The sequence below is a fragment of the Niallia sp. FSL W8-0177 genome, from assembly GCF_038006285.1.
Taxonomy (GTDB): Bacteria; Bacillota; Bacilli; order Bacillales; family Cytobacillaceae; genus Niallia; species Niallia circulans_A.
Window position 1 is genome coordinate 2,702,061 of record NZ_JBBOUX010000001.1, and the last position, 18,685, is coordinate 2,720,745.

The window sequence follows — 18,685 nt, forward strand, 5'->3', positions numbered from 1 at the left end:
ATAGATTCTATCTTAAGACTTTTGATATAGAGAAATAATTATGATTAAAAAAACAGACTGGGACAAAACTAGCTTCACATAGTGAGTAGGGGGCTGTCCAAAAAGTAATGAAAGCTGATTTTTGGAACAAAAAAAATCATCCTTTTGAGTAAAATGAAGTTACCAACAACATTAAAAGAAAGGATGATTTTTATGTACAATCAAATGATTACTACTGAAAAATTAACACGTAAATGACATTCCTTCCAGCTATAGAAGTGAATGAGAAAAAACACTAAAAGGCAACCTCCCCCTATTCTTTCTTATCCAGATACAGGTTTTAAAGAGGATGTACTTATTTCCCTTTAGATACACCACTTAATGGACTAGATCTTCTTTGTAAGAAATGGTATAGAGCTCCAATTAAGTTCGAGTCATTTCCAAATTGGCATGGCTGAACTTGAATGTTTAAACACTCTTCTGTTGGCTTCATAATTTTTAGCTTTTCGTTAATCTGTTCAATAAGCCCTTCGCGTTTACTGATTGCTCCGCCGATTAGAATTTTCTCCGGATCAATAATGTATTGTAAATTATAAATTCCTACAGCTAAGCGCTTAATGAATTTTTCTATTTCTTCCTGTACTTCCCAGTCGCCTTCATCAGACATGTTAAATACAATTTGACCGTCCAAAGTTATTGGATCCAAGTTTTTCCGTTTCGCAACTTGCTTAATTAAACCTCCAGTTGCTGCAAGAGAACTCCATGATTCCCCTAGCGGCTGATTCAGATAATCCTCTAAAATCATGTAACCAAATTCGGCTCCGAAAAGATGGCTACCATGACGAATTTTCTTATCTAGAAAAATAGAACCACCAATACCACTCCCAATTACAATACAAATATAATCATCGACATTTTTTGCAGCACCCATCCATCCCTCCGCTAACCCTGCACAATTAGCATCATTTTCAAGCTCAACAAGCAATTTTGTCCGTTCTTGGATGACATCCCTTATATTCGGCCCATGAATATATGGCAGAGCTGAGGTTCCTTTTATAAATCCTGTTTCTACATCTACTGCTCCTGGCATACTTAAGGCGATACCGATTATCTCATTCTTTTCTTGAAAATTCTTCACTACTGTTTCGATTGTATCCACGAAAGAATCGATTCCATCTTTTGGAGTAGGAACAGAAGACTTTTCTACAAAGTTTCCCAATTCATTCATAAGCGAAAATTTTATTGCAGAGCCACCTACATCAAATACTGCATAATAATTCACCAAAAAACCTCCTGACATCCATACAAGTCTTATTATTTATGTAAGAAAGCTCCTAAATCAGCCCAGAGCTCACCTGAAGGCTTTGTTCGTCCCACACGTTTCCCTTACAATAATTTTAGAGTCTGTATACACTGGCTTTAATTTTGATTTTCCTTCTATCAAGTCATTTAGCATAAAAGCAGATAATTTACCGATTTTCTCCTTATCCTGTTTGACCGTGGTCAATTTAGGATCACTATAGCGGGAAGCAGCAATATCATCACATCCTACAATTCGGATGTTTCTAGGTGTATGAAGTCCAGCTTCCTTAATAGCTCTTAGTGCACCTAAAGCCATTAAGTCGGATGCAGCAAAAATAGCTTCTGGATAATCCTTCAACTCTAGTATTCTCTTCATTGCGATATAACCACTCTCTTCATGGTAATCTCCATATTGAATCCACTCTTCCCTGATTTCAAGACCAAACTGATTCATCGCATCCTTGAATCCCTTTAACCTTAAATTAGAAATGACGGATTCACTCATCCCGCCAATATAGCCAATTTTTCTAAGAGAATTCAAATAAAAATGCTCTACTACTTTCCTTGATAAATTTACATTGTCCGTCATGACGTAGCTCGCTTTTGGACCTACTAATTCAATATCAATTCCAATACAAGGAAAACCGCTCTCAGCAAGTTCAAAAGTAGCGTCCTCTACTTCTTCACCTGCAATTATCAAGCAGCCATCCAAATTAAAGTGCTTGCATCTTGCTAAATAACTTCCTTGAAATTGTTCATTAGAAAACATTAAGATATCGTATCCAAGTAATCCAATATTTTTCTTAAAAGTCGAAATAACTTCATTAAAATATGGATGGGTCATGTCTACATTGATTTTACCTGCATAGACAAGACCAATGAGATTTGATTTTTTCGTTGCCAGTGACCGAGCCGAAAAATTTGGTGCGTAGCCCTTTTCATTAATAACTGTCATGACTTTTTTTCTAGTCATCTCACTTATTTCGCCATAATTATTTAATACTTTCGAAACGGTTGATGGTGATACCCCTGCCAATTGTGCAATGTCCTTTATCGTTAAACTCATCGTTTTTTCCCTTCTATTTCCGTCTAAATTCATTCCTAATATTAGATTAATAAAAGTTAGAGAATGAAACAATAGCATGGCAGGAAATAGTCTTTATTTCACAGACCCTTCCGTAATACTTGATATAAATAATCGGTTAAATAATAAGAAAATGACTAATAATGGAACAGTTGCCCAGAACACACCAGATAAAATCATACCGAAATCAATATTATGAGTATTGCCCAACTGTGCTAATGCAACCTGGATGGTATACATTTCTGGATCTCTTAAAACCGTAAACTGCCATAAGAACTCTCCCCAAACAGCAGTAAATACAATAATTCCAAGAGTAGCAAACGCTGGTAAGATAATCGGTAATACAATTCCCCAATAGATACGGAAATTCGAGCACCCATCTAATTTCGCTGCTTCTATTAATTCATCAGGAACTCCCTCGGATATATATTGGCGCATTAGAAATATCCCTAAAGGATTTAAAAAGGATACAATCATAACTCCTTGTAAGGTATCTAGAAGTCCTATTTTAGAAATTAAGAAGTATTGTGGGATTAACCCTAATTGCGGTGGAATAATCATGGTTACCAAAATAGCAATGAAAAAAATGTTTCTTCCTGGGAATCTAAATTTAGCAAAGGCAAAGCCTGCTAATGAACTAATGAGTAGTACTATGATCGTTACAACAAAACAGAGTATAAATGAATTCCACATCCCACCAAAAAAATCAATTTGACTTAATACCTTTTTAAAGTTTTCAACCAGCATATTTCCTGGTGTTAAAGTTGGTGGGATGGAATTGTAGGCAGCACTCGGCCTTGTTGCCATGACAAACATCCAGTAAAATGGAAACAACGAAACGATAGCAGCAATAAATAAAAATAAGTAAACGGATAATCTGCCTATGGAAAACTTTCTCCGGTTTCTTTTGTCATGCTTCCTCATTGATCCACACCTCTCTTTTTCTTTCTAAATCCTTGCGTTAAACTTAAGTTTATGACAGCAAATAATGATATAATGACCAATAGAATGATTGCAGTTGCGGATGCGGTTCCAAATGACTGCAATTTAAATGCATCTCTATACAGGTACATAACAATTGTCATCGCTTCATCCCTTGTGAAAGCACCAGTTCCTAAAAACACAGTTGGTTCAGAGAATAACTGCATGGCACCAACTGTTGAAGTGAATACCGTTAAAATAATAAATGGTTTCATCATTGGGATAGTAATGTAAAAAAGCTGATGAAATTTATTGGCACCATCAATGGTAGCTGCCTCGTATAAATCATTTGGTATACCTTGAATTCCAGCTAGATAGATAATCGTGTTATATCCTACCCATCGCCAGAACACCATAATGGATATCGCAATTTTCGTCCCCCATTCAGAGGCTGCCCATTGGATAGGGTCAAGTCCAAAGAAATGAGTTAATACATAATTGGCTAAAGAAGATTCATGATTACTGAATAACACACTAAAGATAAGGGCTACAGCAACCATGGAAGTTAAATAGGGCATAAAAATTGTTACACGAAAGAAGCTTTTAAATTTAAGAAAAGCCATATTCAACAAATAAGCTAAAATAAGACCGACGACTAACTGTGGAGCTGTTCCCATAATTCCTATAATTATCGTATTATAAACCGATTTCCAAAATAGAGGATCCGTGAGTACAGTCTCAAAATTAGCCAGTCCGTTAAATGTCATCGGGCTTAAGCCATTCCATTTTTGGAAGGCTAGGTAAATACTAAAAAGCATAGGATATAAGCCGATAACGGCAAAAATTATGAAGAAAGGCGCTATATATAAATATCCTGACAGCATATCCTTTTTTTGCTCCGACCTAAATTTTTTCTGTTTTTTATGAATAGGTTGCTTCTTACTGACAGTGTTCACAGTTTCCTTATTACTGCTAGGATTCATTTCCCCACCTCTTTTCATATTCGAGGGAGCATGGTACATATAAACGTCCAAACTTCCCTATCTATCCATCATTATTCATTTTCCTCACAAAAACCAATATATGAAGTATCGCCGGCTTACCACAAACCTTTTTCTCGCTAAAGGCTCATATATGTAAGCCGACCGACTTTTCAAATTATTTAAAGGTTAGTAGATTTTAGTAACTTTGTTTTTTATAGAACAAATGCTAGATTAACGGCTTAATAAATCTTCTGCGCGCTTCACGGCAGCTTTCCATTCTTTTTCTGGGTCTGCTCCTTTATTTTGGACATTCTTAAGCGCATTCAATACTTCGCTATGGATTGAAGCATATTTTTCACCTTTATATCCTATGCCACTAATGTCCTTTGCAGCTTCTGCAAATACTGGAGCTGTTGCTTGGCCACCAAAGAATTCATCTGCATTCGTTTTAAATTCTTCCATATCATATACGGATTGAGCAGATGGGAATAATCCATGGCTTTGGAATGATTTCAATTGATTTTCTGGTGATACAAGCCATTCAATAAAATCATAAGCTTCTTGGGAATGTTTTGTTTCAGATGGTACGGCAATGTATGAACCACCCCAGTTTGCAGCAAACTCAGTTGGTAATGTAGCAACTCTCCATTTCCCAACAGCATCAGGAGCATTTCCTTCCATCCATCCTTTTAACCATCCTGCTCCTAACTCTGCCGCAAATTCGCCTTTGTTAACAGCATTTGCCCACTCTGGAGTCCACATATCATATTTACCTATAATTCCAAGTTCATTTAAGCGAATAGCATAGTCATATGCTTTTTTCACTTCACTGTCTGCTCCTAAATTTAATTTATTATCAGGAGTCAAGTAAGCTGTTTTCGCAGAATCTAGATAAGCTCTATATGCCATTTCAATACTATCAACAAATGGCAATTTTGTTTTCTCTTTAACTTGTAATCCAGCTTTTTCAAATGCTTCAGGTGAGTTAATCAAATTGGCTACTTCCTGTGGATCAGTTGGAAGTCCTGCTTTTTCAAATACATCAGTTCGGTAGTACAATCCTTTAGGTCCAATATCTGTAGGAAGACCAAATAAGAAATCTCCGTCCTGGTTTTCTCCACTCTTCCATTTCCACTCTAAGTACTGGTCTTTCACATCTTTCGCACCAAGATCATATAGATTTTCAAAACGATCTTGAGCTACTTTAAAACGGTCAAATTGGTCAATCTCTAACATCGTAATATCAGGTGCACCGCTCCCCGCAGATAATGCTGTAAAAAGCGCATCATGATGATCAGCTGTTTCAGATGCCTTTACTTTAATTTTAATATTTGGGTTTTCTTTCTCGTATTCTTTTGCTAAATCCTCATAACCAGTCGAACCAAATGTCCAAAAATCCAACGTGATTTTTTCATCTTTACCACTTGTTTTACTTGATGTATCATTCCCACTACAAGCTGCTAAAGACAGTGCAAGCAATGACGATAAACCTATGGCAGCAAACTTTTTCATTCTTTTCAAAATCATAACCCCCCAAAATTATTTAATATTTTAATAGTCTTTCTTAAATATGAGATTTCTATAAAGAAATGAACACCCCCAAAAATGATAGATTTCAATTTAACGAAATCGGTTTCGAAAGCACTTACAGAAATCGCTTACAAAACATATAATAATATCATTACTTCAAAAAATCAATATAAAAATAACCAATTTATTGAATTTTTTTAAAAAATCATATAATTTTAATTTATTTATTCACTATTATCGCCATAAATAGTGAATAAATAAGAATTTCCATTCGAAACCGTTTTCGTAATTATATGCTTCTCTCCCGATTCGCCCCATGGAAAGAAAAAATGAATTCAGGCTGTTGTGTTCACCACATACCAGCTTCAATAAAAAATCCCAGAATTGAACTCTGGGATTTTTTTTATCCGACTCAGCCTCTTAGCGAAGCACCAGCTTTTTCTTCTACTGCAGCAAGTACTTTGTCATGGGTCTTGCTAATCATTTCATCTGTTAATGTTTGTTCTGGATCAAAATATGTTAAAGAGAATGCAATCGATTTTTTGCCTGCTTCCATTTTTTCGCCCTCATATAAATCAAACACTTGGACATCTTTCAATAACTTTCCGCCAGCTTCAATAATAACTTCTTGAAGCGTACCAGCTAACACGTCTTTCTCAACAACAAGCGCTATATCTCTTGTTACATACGGGAAACGAGGGATGGACGTATAATGTAATGCTTCTACTTCTACAGCAAATAACTTACTTAAGTCTAGTTCGAAACAATATGTTTCTTTTAAATCTAAATCATTTTGCATTTGCGGATGCACTTGACCGACAAATCCAATGATCTCCCCATTAAGAACGATTTCAGCCGTTCTTCCTGGATGCATACCATCCAAATTCGCTCTAGCAAATGTAATTTGCTCCATAACACCTAACTTTTGGAATAATCCTTCCAATACACCTTTTACAACAAAGAAATCAACAGTTTTCTTCTCTCCTTGCCATGGGTGCATACTCCAAATGCCTGTAACTGCACCAGCTAGATGTTCTTTTTCCTCAGGAAGCTCCTGCTCTCCATTCGCTAAGAACACAACCCCTGTTTCATAAACAGCTATGTTTTCATTTTGTCTTGCTGCATTATATTTAAGCACCTCTAGCAGCTGTGGCACGATGCTTTGACGTAATAATGCACGTTCTTCACTCATTGGCATTGCAAGGTTGATTGGGTTTCTTTTCTCTAAAGCAAAGCTATGCACTTTCGCTTCATTTGTTAATGAATAGGTAATTGCTTGATATAACCCAGCCGATTCTAAATATCTTCGTGCCATACGACGTTTTTTCTGATAAGCAGTTAAAGAACCTGGTGTAGCAGCACCTATCGGCAATGTTTTCGGCAAGTTATCATAGCCATAAAGACGAGCAACTTCTTCGATTAAATCTGCCTCGATAACAATATCATTTCTTCTTGTTGGCACAGTTACGATGAATGTATCACCTTCCATTTGTGTCGCAAATTGAAGACTATTAAAAATAGCCGTTACTGCATTCGTCTCTAATGTCGTTCCTAATGTTTGATTGATTTTTTCGAGCGTAATCGAAACTACTTTTGGCTCGGCAGTTAGTGTATCAACTGCGACTTCCCCTTCAAGCACTTCTCCGCCAGCATATAATTGTAATAATCGACAAGCTCTATCTGCAGCTTCACGTACTCGATTTGGATCAATTCCTTTTTCATATCTTGCGCTCGCTTCACTTCTTAAACCAATTACTTTAGAGGATCTGCGAATTACTTTACTGTCAAAATAAGCCGATTCTAATAAAACAGTAGTAGTGCCAGCTTGAACTTCAGAATTCGCACCACCCATTACACCGGCAACAGCTATTCCTTCTTTTCCATTCGTAATAAGTAGATTATCTTCTGATAATGTTCTGTCTGTTTCATCAAGTGTTGTAATCTTTTCACCACTTTGTGCTCTTCTTACGAGAATTTCTTTTGAGCCAATTTTATCATAATCAAAAGCATGCAGCGGTTGACCATATTCTAGTAAAATAAAGTTCGTAATGTCGACCACATTGTTATGTGGGCGAATTCCTGCAGCCATTAATTTTCCTTGCATCCATAATGGAGATGGAGCGATTTTAATATTCTTAATCACTCTTGCTGTATATAATGGTACATCTGCATTCTCTTCTACTGAAACTTTAATATAATCAGATGCTTTTTCGTTAATAGTTGGATATTCTGTATTAGGTAGTTTTACTTCTTTTTCTAAAATGGCAGCTACTTCATACGCTACACCAAGCATGCTTAAGCAATCAGCACGGTTTGGAGTTAACCCCAGTTCTAGTACAGCATCATTTCGTTGTAAATATTCTAATGCGTTTTTGCCGACCTCTACATCACTTGGAAAAACAAAAATTCCTTGCGCATAGTCTTTTGCGACAATTTTTCCTTCGATACCAAGCTCTTGCAGGGAACAAATCATCCCGTTTGATTCTTCCCCCCGTAGCTTCGCTTTTTTAATTTTGAAGTTACCTGGAAGAACTGCACCAACCTTTGCTACAGCTACTTTTTGGCCTTTATCTACATTGGGAGCGCCACAGATAATTTGGATTGGGTCTCCCTCGCCAACATCGACTAAACATTTATTTAATTTGTCTGCATTCGGATGTTGTTCACGCTCGACAACATAACCGATTACTACATTTTTAATTCCTTCATCAAGAACCTCGACGCCTTCTACCTCGATACCACTCTTTGTAATTTTTTCTGCTAATTCATCAGGACTTATGCCATTTAAATCTACATATTCATTTAACCAATTATAGGATACTAACATTTTTTCTCCTCCACCCTTAATATTCCGGTACTGAAAATTGTTTTAAGAAACGTACATCATTTGTATAGAAATGACGAATATCATCAATTCCATATTTCAACATCGCAATTCGCTCTGGACCCATTCCAAAGGCAAACCCAGAATATTTCTTAGAGTCAAAACCGGACATTTCCAATACATTTGGATGAACCATTCCAGCTCCTAGAATTTCAATCCAGCCTGTTTTTTTACAGACACTGCAGCCTGCACCTTTACAAATAAAACAAGAAATATCCACTTCAACAGAAGGCTCTGTGAATGGGAAAAAGCTTGGGCGTAAACGGATTTCTCTATCTTCCCCAAACATTTTCTTCGCAAAAACTTCAAGCGTACCAATTAAATCACTCATACGAATGTTTTCATCAACCACAAGTCCTTCAATCTGCATAAATTGATGGGAGTGTGTCGCGTCATCATTATCACGACGATATACTTTACCCGGACAAATAATCTTCACTGGACCTTTCCCTTTATGTTTCTCTAATGTTCTTGCTTGCATTGGTGATGTTTGCGTTCGAAGCAATGTTTCTTCTGTAATATAAAATGAATCTTGCATATCTCTTGCTGGGTGATCCTTAGGCAGATTCAATGCTTCGAAATTATAGTAATCATTTTCCACTTCGGGGCCTTCTTCAACGGTATAGCCCATTCCAATAAATAAATCTTCAATTTCTTCTACGACTCTTGTTAGAGGATGATGATTACCTGTAGAAACAGGACGACCAGGTAGAGTTATATCAATTGTTTCAGAAGCAATTTTTTCTTGGACGAGCGCTTCTTCTAACGCCTTTTGTTTAGCCTCAATGCGGCTTGTAATTTCGTCACGAATAACGTTTACTAACGCCCCCATCTTTGGTCTTTCTTCAGCAGATAGTTTGCCCATTCCTTTTAATACTTCTGTAATTGGGCCTTTTTTCCCTAAGTATGCGATACGAATTTCATTTAGTTCTTTCATATCAATACTGCTTTCAATGCGTGTTAGTGCTTCAGCTTGCAATTCTTTTAATTTATCTTCCATTACATTTCCTCCTTATATATGGTTTGTTCTCGCATGAAAATTGGCATAAAAAAACCCCATCCCCAAAAAGGGACGAGGTTATTGTCGCGGTACCACCCTAATTAACTTGTATGTATAAAAAAACAAGTTCACTTCATTTGGATAACGGTAGTCTATACCGGTACATCTTTACATCTTTCTAAACAAGAAAAATGGTCCCGATGCCGACTCAGGAGGTGAACTTCATTCATGTTTTTAATAAAAATGCTTACAGTCTGCGGCATTTTCTCCCTTAATTAAAAAACATCAATTACTTTTCTCCATCAATGTCTTTATTCATGTAATTTGGTTTTAATTATAATATATATCTAATTAGTTTTCAAATGCCTTTTTTGCCTTTGCCAGCCTACCAACACATTATTTAAAATAATACATTAAAATACCAGCTGCGACTGCAACATTTAAAGATTCACTTTTCCCGTAAATTGGTATATATAGGTTGGTATCAGTCTTACTTAATACTTCTTTCCTTACACCATTACCTTCATTCCCAACAATTAAACAAAATGTGGCTGTTTTTTCTACCTCCCGATAATCCCTTCCATTTTCAAGGGCAGTGCCATAAATGGGAATATTTCTTTCTTTTAATTCATCCATAAACGATGCTAAATTTGCTTTTATAATTGGCAAGTGAAAATGGCTTCCTTGGCCTGATCGAACTACCTTTGGATTGTATATATCTACCGTTCCTTCTCCGATAATAACCGCATCGATTCCTGCTGCATCAGCTGTTCGGATAATCGTTCCCAAATTCCCCGGATCTTGAACTTGATCAATCGCAATAAAAGTTTGCGCTGTAGGGAGAATTTCTGGATGGCTTTGCTGCTTACATAAGGCCAGAATGCCTTGGGGTGTTTCTGTATCTGAAAGCTCCTTAATAATCTCTTTTGTAACGATCGTTATCGGAGTATCTCCATAATCCCAAGCAGGTACATCGATATCCTCTGAAACGATTAAATCAATAATAGAATCTGCTTTGAATGCTTCTTCCACAAGGTGAAAGCCTTCCACCAAAAACGTTCCCGTTTTATCTCTTTCCTTTTTTGTTAATCGTTTTTTCCATTCTTTAATTTGTGGATTTTTAACCGAAAGTATGTGTTTCACTTGCTATTCTCCTTCACAATCACCAATTGATCTCTATTGCCTCTATTATAGCGTAAATAAAATACATAATAAACGCCATTAGTGAAATGATAAAAATAGATATGTTTTACAAAAACTCTATACCATATCATTCAATAAGTGATTGGATGTGGATAGGTAACAATGGGAAAGAAGGTGCTTATTATGAATTTAAATTTACGAAATGCAATAATCCATAATGTTTCTGGCAATTCTCAAGATGAATTAAAAGATACAATCGTGGATGCTATCCAAAACGGAGAAGAAAAAATGCTGCCTGGTTTAGGCGTTTTATTCGAAGTAATTTGGAAAAATTCTTCTGAAGAAGATAAAGTAGAAATGCTGCAGACATTAGAAAATGGACTAAAGTAAAACAACTATTCCAACCATAAACCCGAACGATTAGAGGGAAATGCCAATATAATTGGATTTTCTCATAATTATTCGGGTTTTTATTCAGTCTGCTCCATTTTCTCCTAGTAATTTTAGTTTGCTTAAAAACTAAATAATCTTTAAAAACGGAGTAAAATGGAGCGGAGGACACCTGACTCCTGCGGGATGCAAAACCTAAGACTCCACAGGCTTTTGGAGTGTCCCCAAAAATTAGACACATTATTTTAACCTTTGTTCTGAGCTCGATATACTATTGGACTCCGACCATTTAGTTTTGTTTTAATTCATTTAACGCTTGTAATTTATGTGAAGTTTCTTTCGTCTCCGCATAAACTTCTTTATAAATATTATATACTTGTTCGTATTTTTTCACATTTTCTGGAATAGGGTGAAATTCTTCTTTATATTGAACAAACTTTTCCACACACTCATTCATCGTTGCAAACCACCCTAACCCAACTGCAGCAACCATCGCCGCACCTAAACCTGGCCCTTGTTCCACTGTTAAATTAACAACTGGCGTATTAAAAATATCTGCTTGAATTTGTAGCCACTTGCTGTTTTTTGCTCCTCCGCCTACGGAAACAATGCGTGTAAACTGCTTATTCGCATTTTCCTCCATCAAAATCTTACTATCATTCAATGAAAAAGTAATACCTTCTACAACAGCGCGTGCAAAGTTATCTATTGTATGTCTAGCGTCCATTCCAATAAAACTGCCTCTTATTTGACTATCTGTATAGGGTGTTCTTTCTCCCATTATATAAGGAGTAAACACTAATCCATCTGAACCGATTGGAATATTTTCAATATTTGAAAGTAACTCATCATAACTTTTCTCTGAAGCAAACGTATTTTTAAACCAATTTAAACTATATCCTGCAGATAATGTTACCCCCATGGAATAAAAACTATCCTTTATTGCATGATTGAAATAATGAACTTTCCCTGCATAATCTTCTTTCCCATCTTGTTCATAGGAAAGAAATACGCCTGATGTTCCGATACTAGCTAATCCCATACCTTCTTTAACAATTCCTGCACCAACTGCTGCACAGGCATTATCTGCTCCTCCAGAAAATACAGCAATATCATTTGTAAAACCATACTTTTTTGCAAGTTCTGCTTTCATTACGCCTATTTTGTCAGAGGACTCAACAAGCTTAGGAAAAATACCTAATGGAAGATCAAATAATTCAGCAATTGATTCACTCCAAACCTTCTTTTCCACATTCAGCATTAATGTTCCAGCAGCATCTGAATACTCCATTTGCTTATTACCAGTTAAATAGAATCCTAAAAAATCTTTAGGCAATAAAAAGTGCTTTGCTTGTTCCCATATAGTCGGTTCATTTTCTTTTACCCAAAGCAGCTTAGGCAAGGTAAACCCTTCTAGTGCTTTGTTCTTCGTGATGCTAATAACTTCTTGTCCTGCCCTATCCATTATTTCCTGACATTGCTTACTTGTTCTTACATCATTCCATAAGATAGCATTCCTGAGGGGGCTTCCATTTGCATCTAATAAAACTAAGCTATGCATCTGTCCAGAAAAACTAATTCCTTCCGTTTTGGATGCTGCTTCTGGAAATGCCTCAATAATTTCTTTTAGTACAATATCTAATGCTTCTATCCACACATTTGGATTCTGTTCACTGTACTTCGGCTGTGGAGTTAAAAGCTCGTACTCGGAGCTCTTTGTGATAAGAACCTTTCCTTCTTTATCTACTAACAATCCCTTTAAGGAACTTGTTCCTAAATCAATCCCTATTACATATGACATTTATAAACGCTCCCTTCTGAAGACCAATGTAAAGGGATGTCTCATTCAGAGAGATTTCGACCTCCACAAGTATTTCTAGTAGATTTTTTCAATTAGCTACTACTAATAAACTTGTGATGCCAACTCCTTCTATTGAGACACCCCTTTATGGTGTTATATTACTTATTTTTCTATTTGTATTATACTAAATAATCATTCAAACGAGATTTTAAGAATTCCAGATGATTTGGCTCATTTTCAATTTGATCATGTTGTAATGCATATTCAGTTAATGTTTTCAGATTTTCTTTTCCTTCTACAATAGATTTACCAATTCCAGTTGTATAGCTCTTATATCTACGTTCAATTTCTTTATCGAAGAAACCATCTTCTTTTAGTTTTGCAGCTGATTTAAGTCCACGTGCAAAAGTATCCATACCAGCAATATGTGCAAGCACTAAATCTTCCATAGAGAATGAAGAACGGCGAACTTTCGCATCAAAGTTAATACCACCTGGAGCAATTCCTCCATTTTCAAGCACTTGATACATTGCTAGAGTTGTATCATAGATATTAGTTGGGAACTCATCTGTATCCCATCCAAGCATTATATCTCCTTGGTTCGCATCTAGGGATCCAAGTGCATTATAACTTCTCGCAACAGCCATTTCATGTTCAAAAGTATGTCCTGCTAATGTAGCATGGTTTGCTTCTAGATTTAGTTTAAAGTATTTATCAAGATCGTATTTTTGTAAGAATGCCATTGCCGTAGCAGCGTCAAAGTCGTATTGGTGTTTGGATGGCTCCATTGGTTTTGGTTCAATTAAAAATTGAACTTCATGGTTTAATTCTTTGGCATAATCAACTGCCATATGGAAGAAACGAGCCATGTTATCTTGTTCTAATTGTAAATCTGTGTTTAATAAAGACTCATAACCTTCACGTCCACCCCAGAATACATAGTTCTTGCCGCCAAGCTTTTTGCTGATTTCTAAGCCTTTTTTCACCTGTGCAGCAGCATATGCAAAAACTTCTGCATTGGATGAAGAAGCAGCACCATGTACAAAGCGAGGGTTTGTAAACATATTAGCTGTATTCCATAGTAATTTAATCCCTGTTTGATCCATCTTTTCTTTAATTAAATCTGTGATTACATCTAAATTATCGAAGAACTCTTGAAGCGTATCACCCTCTGGAGCAATATCCACATCATGAAAACAGAAGTATTCAAAACCCATTTTTTCCATTAATTCAAATCCAGCTTCTACACGATTTTTTGCTGTTTCCATTGGCGTTTCACCAAACCAGTTACGATTATTTATAGCAGCACCAAATGGATCAGAACCATCCTGCGTTAATGTATGCCACCATGCCATACTGAAACGCAAATGTTCTTTCATCGTTTTTCCTAATACAACTTCTTCTGGATTATAGTGACGATATGCATAAATATTCTCCGTCTTTGGTCCTTCATATTTTACTTTTTTAATCATTGGAAAAAATTCCATTCTAATTCCCTCCTATTTGTTATAAAAATCAAGATCATTTAAACTTACTTTTTCTTTTCTCATCCATTTTCTACAAATCTATTAATTTACTTTCTATTTGTTAGTTCAATATACTAACTGAATTTATCATAAATCTAACTTTGCTTTTTGTCAAGCGCTTACAATATTATTTTTGTTATTTTATTAATAAATTTGATAGAAGAATTATAATTAGTATGGTAACCTAACAATACATACATCGTTACTAGGTGATAAACTGTTTGGAGGAAAATAATGGTTACAGACAAATATGTAATTAGAGAACAAAATGCTTCTCTTGTTATGGAGCAAATTGTTCAGCATGCCCCTATCTCGCGGGCAACCCTTTCGGCTAATATTGGGTTAAATAAAGCAACTGTTTCTGATATAACAAAGAAGTTACTTGAAGAGAAATTAATAGAAGAAATCGGCATTGGCGAAAGTAGTCATTCTGGGGGAAGAAAGCCAATTCTTTTACAACTAAATAAGAAAGCTGGTCTTTCGATTGCCATAGAGCTTGGCTATGACTTTATTTCTACAATGGTTACTTATTTAGATGGAGAAGTGGTTTTTTATAATAAAGAAAGGGGTACGTTTATTAAGAAAGAAAATGTTCTTACCCATATTTCTGATATTATTGAAAAATATGCGAAAATAAGTAATCTGACAACCTATGGTATTGTTGGGATCGGGATTGCTATACATGGTATTGTAAATAAAAATAACATTTTATTTACTCCCTATTATGATTTAGACAAAATAGAACTTTATGAAGAGTTAACGAAACTGTATCAGTATCCTATCCATATTGAAAATGAAGCTAATTTAACTGCCATTGGAGAGTCTACTTTTTCAACAGAATTTAATAACTTAATTAGTTTAAGTATCCATAGTGGTATTGGTGCTGGAATTATTATTGATGGGCAATTGTTTACAGGTTTAGACGGAAGAGCTGGTGAAGTTGGTCATTCAATTCTTTATCCTGATGGCAGAACTTGCCCATGTGGAAATAAAGGCTGCTTAGAGCAATATTGTTCCGATAAGGTGCTTCTAGAGCAGTTTAAAGAGTTAAAACAATTATCCAATGTTACACCAGATTTATTAGCTGAGCATTATTATGATAATGATTCAGCTATACAAGAACTCATTCAGCAACATTGTTATAATCTTTCAAAAGGGTTAAACAATATAATGACTTTTTTTGCTCCAAAGATTATATATATGAATAGTTCTGTTATTCGAAGAATCCCTGATATACTTTCAATCATTCATAATAACCTAGAAAGTTCCTTTAATAAAGATATCGCCATTGAAAATTCACGTCTGGGTTCTAAGGCATCTTTATTCGGCGCTACCGCTCTAAACATTCGTAATTTCTTAAATATTTCCCATTTAAAAATTATCAATGTAGAGTAACACGACTTTTTTTGCTTACGTTAAAGGGTGATACAATCTTTTCATACAAGTGGAGTAGATTGTATCATTTCTTTTTATTTCTACCTCACACCTTCCCAAAATACCATTATTTTTTTATCGTTTTTTGAAACTTTTTTCACAGTTATTTCGTTAATATCATGATGGATATAAGGATGCTATAATCGTTTTATATAATGTTTGGCTATCATTACAAGAAATAGAGCGAATATGCTATACTTGCTATACAAAATATGAAAAAGGTGAAAAATTTTGACAAAAAAGAAGTTTCATTATTGGTTATTACAAGTTCTTATCATTGTTGCGATTGTTTATTTATGCACAAAAATTTCATTTTTATTTAAACCAGTTGCAGTGTTATTTTCTACTCTTTTTGTTCCCATTATCATTACTGGTTTCTTATACTTTTTACTTAATCCAATCGTTAAGTTTTTGCAAAAAAATAAAATTCCAAAGACACTTTCCATTATTATTCTTTATGTTGGTGTTATCGGCATTTTGATTTTGGTTATTGGCAGTATCGTTCCTATGATCAGCAAAGAATTTAGTGAGTTATTTAAAAATATACCTAAATATGCTGATGAAGCAGTGCAATATTTCCAATACTTAAATGATACAAAACAGTACAAATGGATTATGAATCAAGAATATGTAAAAATTGAAGATATAACAGAAAACTTAAAGGCTTATGCTCAAACAATTCCAAGCAATATAACAAATGGAATCGGTAAAATCATCAGCACTATGACTAATATAACCATTACGATTGTCACAGTTCCATTTTTACTTTTCTATTGTTTAAAAGATGGCAGCAAATTTCCAGAGGCTCTCTCTAAATTTTTCCCTGCATCTTATCGTAAAGAAGGATTACATATTATCAAAGATACAAGCGAAACAATTGCTGCCTACATACAAGGACAAGTTATTGTAGCTCTATTTGTAGGAACCTTGGCTTTAATTGGTTATTTAATAATTGGTCTTGATTATGCGCTTGTAATGGCTTTACTTGTGGCTGTAACAAACATGATCCCATATGTTGGACCATTAATCGGTGGTGCTCCTGCTGTTATTATCGCTATTTTCACATCACCAACACAAGCCTTACTAGTTATTATCGTCATTACCATTGCTCAACAAATTGAAGGAAATATTCTATCTCCTTTAATTCTTGGAAAAAGATTGGATACACATCCAGCAACCATTATTATTCTGCTATTAGTAGCAGGAAATTTAGCAGGTATTTTAGGAATGATTCTTGCAGTACCAACTTACGCTGCTGTTAAAACGATTGTAATCAATATTAACCGCCTGCTCAAAGCAAGGAAGGCAGCGATATTGAATACTAAGATACCTCCACTAGAATAAATATCATATAGCTATTAGGGATAAGATATAGGACTTGTCGATAAAGCTTCTTAATAAAGGGAATTTGATTAAAAATCAAATTCCCTTTTAATTATGCAAATGTTAATGAATTTACTGTTTCACGATCTAATTTTTTTATTACTTCGACGATTAACTTAACAGCATTTTCATAATCATCACGATGCAGCATTGCAGCATGTGAATGAATATAGCGAGTTGCAATCGTGATAGATAAAGCCGGCACTCCATTATGTGTTAAATGAATGGAGCCTGAGTCTGTACCACCTGCTGGCACACTGTCAAATTGATAAGGAATCTTCAACTCATCAGCAGTATCTGTTACCAGATCACGTAAACCTTTATGAGACACCATGGAAGCATCATATAAAATAATTTGTGGACCTTTGCCCATTTTACTTAATGCTTCTTTTTCTGTTACTCCTGGTGTATCCCCAGCTATACCAACATCTACTCCAAAACCAATGTCCGGCTCAATAAAGTTTGCAGCTGTTTTTGCACCACGAAGGCCGACCTCTTCTTGAACAGTACCAACACCATAGACAATATTAGGATGGTTGCTGTCTTTTAAATTCTTTAATACATCTATCGCAATAGCACAGCCAATACGATTATCCCATGCTTTTGCAAGCAGCATTTTTTCATTATTCATGACCGTAAACTCGAAATATGGAACGACCATATCGCCTGGTTTCACGCCCCACTCCATCGCTTCCTCTTTAGAAGATGCGCCAATATCAATAAAGATATCTTTTAGGTCGATTGGTTTCTTTCTTGCTTCTGGACTTAATACATGAGGTGGTTTGGATCCTGTAATACCAGTGATCTCTCCTTTGCTTGTTACAATTGTTACTCGTTGAGCTAACATTACTTGTGACCACCAACCGCCTACTGTTTGAAAATAGAGAAAACCTTTATCATCAATACGGGTTATCATAAAACCAACTTCATCAAGATGACCTGCAACCATTATTTTCGGTCCATTTGCTTGGCCAACTTTCTTAGCAATTAAGCTTCCTAAATTATCTGTTGTTACCTCGTCTGCATATTCTGCTATGTACTTTTTCATGATCTCTCTTGGTTCTTTTTCATTTCCTGGAATACCTTTTGCATCAGTAAGATCCTTAAGCATTGTTAATGTTTCATCTAATTTCGCCATTATTTCGACTCCCTTAATATAATATATTCTTCATTATTATACTAGAAAATAATTATAGTACAAAATATAAAATACTACTTATAGCTTTATTGAAAAGAGATTTCTCCTTCGTCATATGGGTACAGAATAGAATCCTTGCTTATATTATGTATCAATTCTTTGTTTCTATTTATTTTTATTTCTTTTT

At 35.3% G+C, this 18,685-nt stretch carries 15 protein-coding genes and 1 other annotated feature; of the genes, 4 read left to right on the forward strand and 11 right to left on the reverse strand.

Annotated elements, in window-relative coordinates; translation table 11 throughout:
- Nucleotides 1-334: 334 nt before the first annotated feature.
- From NST77_RS13375 to NST77_RS13395, 5 genes are all read right to left on the reverse strand, one after another.
- Nucleotides 335-1,261, reverse strand: a complete 927-nt coding sequence (locus NST77_RS13375) for an ROK family protein (RefSeq protein ID WP_095331482.1) — start codon at nt 1,259-1,261, stop codon at nt 335-337.
- Between the two features lie 69 nt (nt 1,262-1,330).
- Nucleotides 1,331-2,347 carry a LacI family DNA-binding transcriptional regulator gene (locus NST77_RS13380; RefSeq protein WP_095331480.1) on the reverse strand — a complete coding sequence of 339 codons (1,017 nt, stop codon included), beginning with the start codon at nt 2,345-2,347 and terminating at the stop codon, nt 1,331-1,333.
- Between the two features lie 93 nt (nt 2,348-2,440).
- Nucleotides 2,441-3,289, reverse strand: a complete 849-nt coding sequence (locus NST77_RS13385) for a carbohydrate ABC transporter permease (protein WP_095331478.1) — start codon at nt 3,287-3,289, stop codon at nt 2,441-2,443.
- The gene (locus NST77_RS13390) at nt 3,286-4,269 is read right to left on the reverse strand and encodes a carbohydrate ABC transporter permease (protein ID WP_235850296.1); all 984 of its coding nucleotides are present in this window, start codon (nt 4,267-4,269) and stop codon (nt 3,286-3,288) included. The genes NST77_RS13385 and NST77_RS13390 overlap by 4 nt, the downstream gene beginning before the upstream one ends.
- Before the next feature lie 231 nt (nt 4,270-4,500).
- Complete coding sequence (locus tag NST77_RS13395) at nt 4,501-5,781, reverse strand: ABC transporter substrate-binding protein (RefSeq protein ID WP_095331513.1); 1,281 nt, start codon at nt 5,779-5,781, stop codon at nt 4,501-4,503.
- Nucleotides 5,782-5,874: 93 nt separating this feature from the next.
- Here NST77_RS13395 and NST77_RS13400 point away from each other — a divergent pair, with 93 nt between their 5' ends.
- A complete protein-coding gene (locus NST77_RS13400) occupies nt 5,875-6,000 on the forward strand; it encodes a hypothetical protein (protein ID WP_341123073.1) in 126 nt (41 codons plus the stop codon).
- A gap of 211 nt (nt 6,001-6,211) precedes the next feature.
- Here NST77_RS13400 and pheT read toward each other — a convergent pair whose 3' ends face one another.
- The 3 genes from pheT to NST77_RS13415 form a co-directional block, all read right to left on the reverse strand.
- A complete protein-coding gene (gene pheT / locus NST77_RS13405; protein ID WP_095331474.1) occupies nt 6,212-8,626 on the reverse strand; it encodes a phenylalanine--tRNA ligase subunit beta in 2,415 nt (804 codons plus the stop codon).
- Between the two features lie 16 nt (nt 8,627-8,642).
- Entirely contained in the window at nt 8,643-9,683 is a 1,041-nt protein-coding gene (gene pheS, locus NST77_RS13410) for a phenylalanine--tRNA ligase subunit alpha (protein ID WP_095331472.1), read from the reverse strand.
- 65 nt (nt 9,684-9,748) lie between these two features.
- Nucleotides 9,749-9,998 (reverse strand) — a binding site (T-box leader).
- 81 nt (nt 9,999-10,079) lie between these two features.
- Nucleotides 10,080-10,826 carry a TrmH family RNA methyltransferase gene (locus tag NST77_RS13415; protein WP_095331470.1) on the reverse strand — a complete coding sequence of 249 codons (747 nt, stop codon included), beginning with the start codon at nt 10,824-10,826 and terminating at the stop codon, nt 10,080-10,082.
- 183 nt (nt 10,827-11,009) lie between these two features.
- Between NST77_RS13415 and sspI the strand changes: the two genes are divergently transcribed.
- The gene (gene sspI, locus NST77_RS13420; RefSeq protein ID WP_047941909.1) at nt 11,010-11,216 is read left to right on the forward strand and encodes a small acid-soluble spore protein SspI; all 207 of its coding nucleotides are present in this window, start codon (nt 11,010-11,012) and stop codon (nt 11,214-11,216) included.
- Between the two features lie 289 nt (nt 11,217-11,505).
- On the opposite strand, the gene xylB is transcribed toward sspI, so the two are convergent.
- Together xylB and xylA are read right to left on the reverse strand one after the other, a co-directional pair.
- Complete coding sequence (gene xylB / locus NST77_RS13425; RefSeq protein WP_095331468.1) at nt 11,506-13,017, reverse strand: xylulokinase; 1,512 nt, start codon at nt 13,015-13,017, stop codon at nt 11,506-11,508.
- A gap of 179 nt (nt 13,018-13,196) precedes the next feature.
- Nucleotides 13,197-14,504, reverse strand: coding sequence for a xylose isomerase (gene xylA, locus NST77_RS13430; protein ID WP_095331466.1), 1,308 nt, complete (start codon nt 14,502-14,504; stop codon nt 13,197-13,199).
- Between the two features lie 273 nt (nt 14,505-14,777).
- On the opposite strand from xylA, the gene NST77_RS13435 reads away from it, so the two are divergent.
- Nucleotides 14,778-15,938: an ROK family protein gene (locus NST77_RS13435; RefSeq protein WP_095331464.1), complete on the forward strand. Its 1,161-nt coding sequence runs from the start codon at nt 14,778-14,780 to the stop codon at nt 15,936-15,938.
- 270 nt (nt 15,939-16,208) lie between these two features.
- Nucleotides 16,209-17,321: an AI-2E family transporter gene (locus NST77_RS13440; protein WP_095331462.1), complete on the forward strand. Its 1,113-nt coding sequence runs from the start codon at nt 16,209-16,211 to the stop codon at nt 17,319-17,321.
- Between the two features lie 91 nt (nt 17,322-17,412).
- On the opposite strand, the gene NST77_RS13445 is transcribed toward NST77_RS13440, so the two are convergent.
- Complete coding sequence (locus NST77_RS13445) at nt 17,413-18,498, reverse strand: M42 family metallopeptidase (RefSeq protein WP_095331460.1); 1,086 nt, start codon at nt 18,496-18,498, stop codon at nt 17,413-17,415.
- Nucleotides 18,499-18,685: the final 187 nt, after the last annotated feature.

Excerpts from the sequence above, each read along its gene's own strand:
- NST77_RS13380 (WP_095331480.1), bottom strand. The coding sequence starts at position 2,347 with ATGAGTTTAACGATAAAGGACATTGCACAATTGGCAGGGGTATCACCA.
- NST77_RS13385 (WP_095331478.1), bottom strand. The coding sequence starts at position 3,289 with ATGAGGAAGCATGACAAAAGAAACCGGAGAAAGTTTTCCATAGGCAGA.
- NST77_RS13390 (WP_235850296.1), bottom strand. The coding sequence starts at position 4,269 with ATGAATCCTAGCAGTAATAAGGAAACTGTGAACACTGTCAGTAAGAAG.
- NST77_RS13395 (WP_095331513.1), bottom strand. The coding sequence starts at position 5,781 with ATGAAAAAGTTTGCTGCCATAGGTTTATCGTCATTGCTTGCACTGTCT.
- NST77_RS13400 (WP_341123073.1), top strand. The coding sequence starts at position 5,875 with ATGATAGATTTCAATTTAACGAAATCGGTTTCGAAAGCACTTACAGAA.
- pheT (WP_095331474.1), bottom strand. The coding sequence starts at position 8,626 with ATGTTAGTATCCTATAATTGGTTAAATGAATATGTAGATTTAAATGGC.
- pheS (WP_095331472.1), bottom strand. The coding sequence starts at position 9,683 with ATGGAAGATAAATTAAAAGAATTGCAAGCTGAAGCACTAACACGCATT.
- sspI (WP_047941909.1), top strand. The coding sequence starts at position 11,010 with ATGAATTTAAATTTACGAAATGCAATAATCCATAATGTTTCTGGCAAT.
- xylB (WP_095331468.1), bottom strand. The coding sequence starts at position 13,017 with ATGTCATATGTAATAGGGATTGATTTAGGAACAAGTTCCTTAAAGGGA.
- xylA (WP_095331466.1), bottom strand. The coding sequence starts at position 14,504 with ATGGAATTTTTTCCAATGATTAAAAAAGTAAAATATGAAGGACCAAAG.
- NST77_RS13435 (WP_095331464.1), top strand. The coding sequence starts at position 14,778 with ATGGTTACAGACAAATATGTAATTAGAGAACAAAATGCTTCTCTTGTT.
- NST77_RS13445 (WP_095331460.1), bottom strand. The coding sequence starts at position 18,498 with ATGGCGAAATTAGATGAAACATTAACAATGCTTAAGGATCTTACTGAT.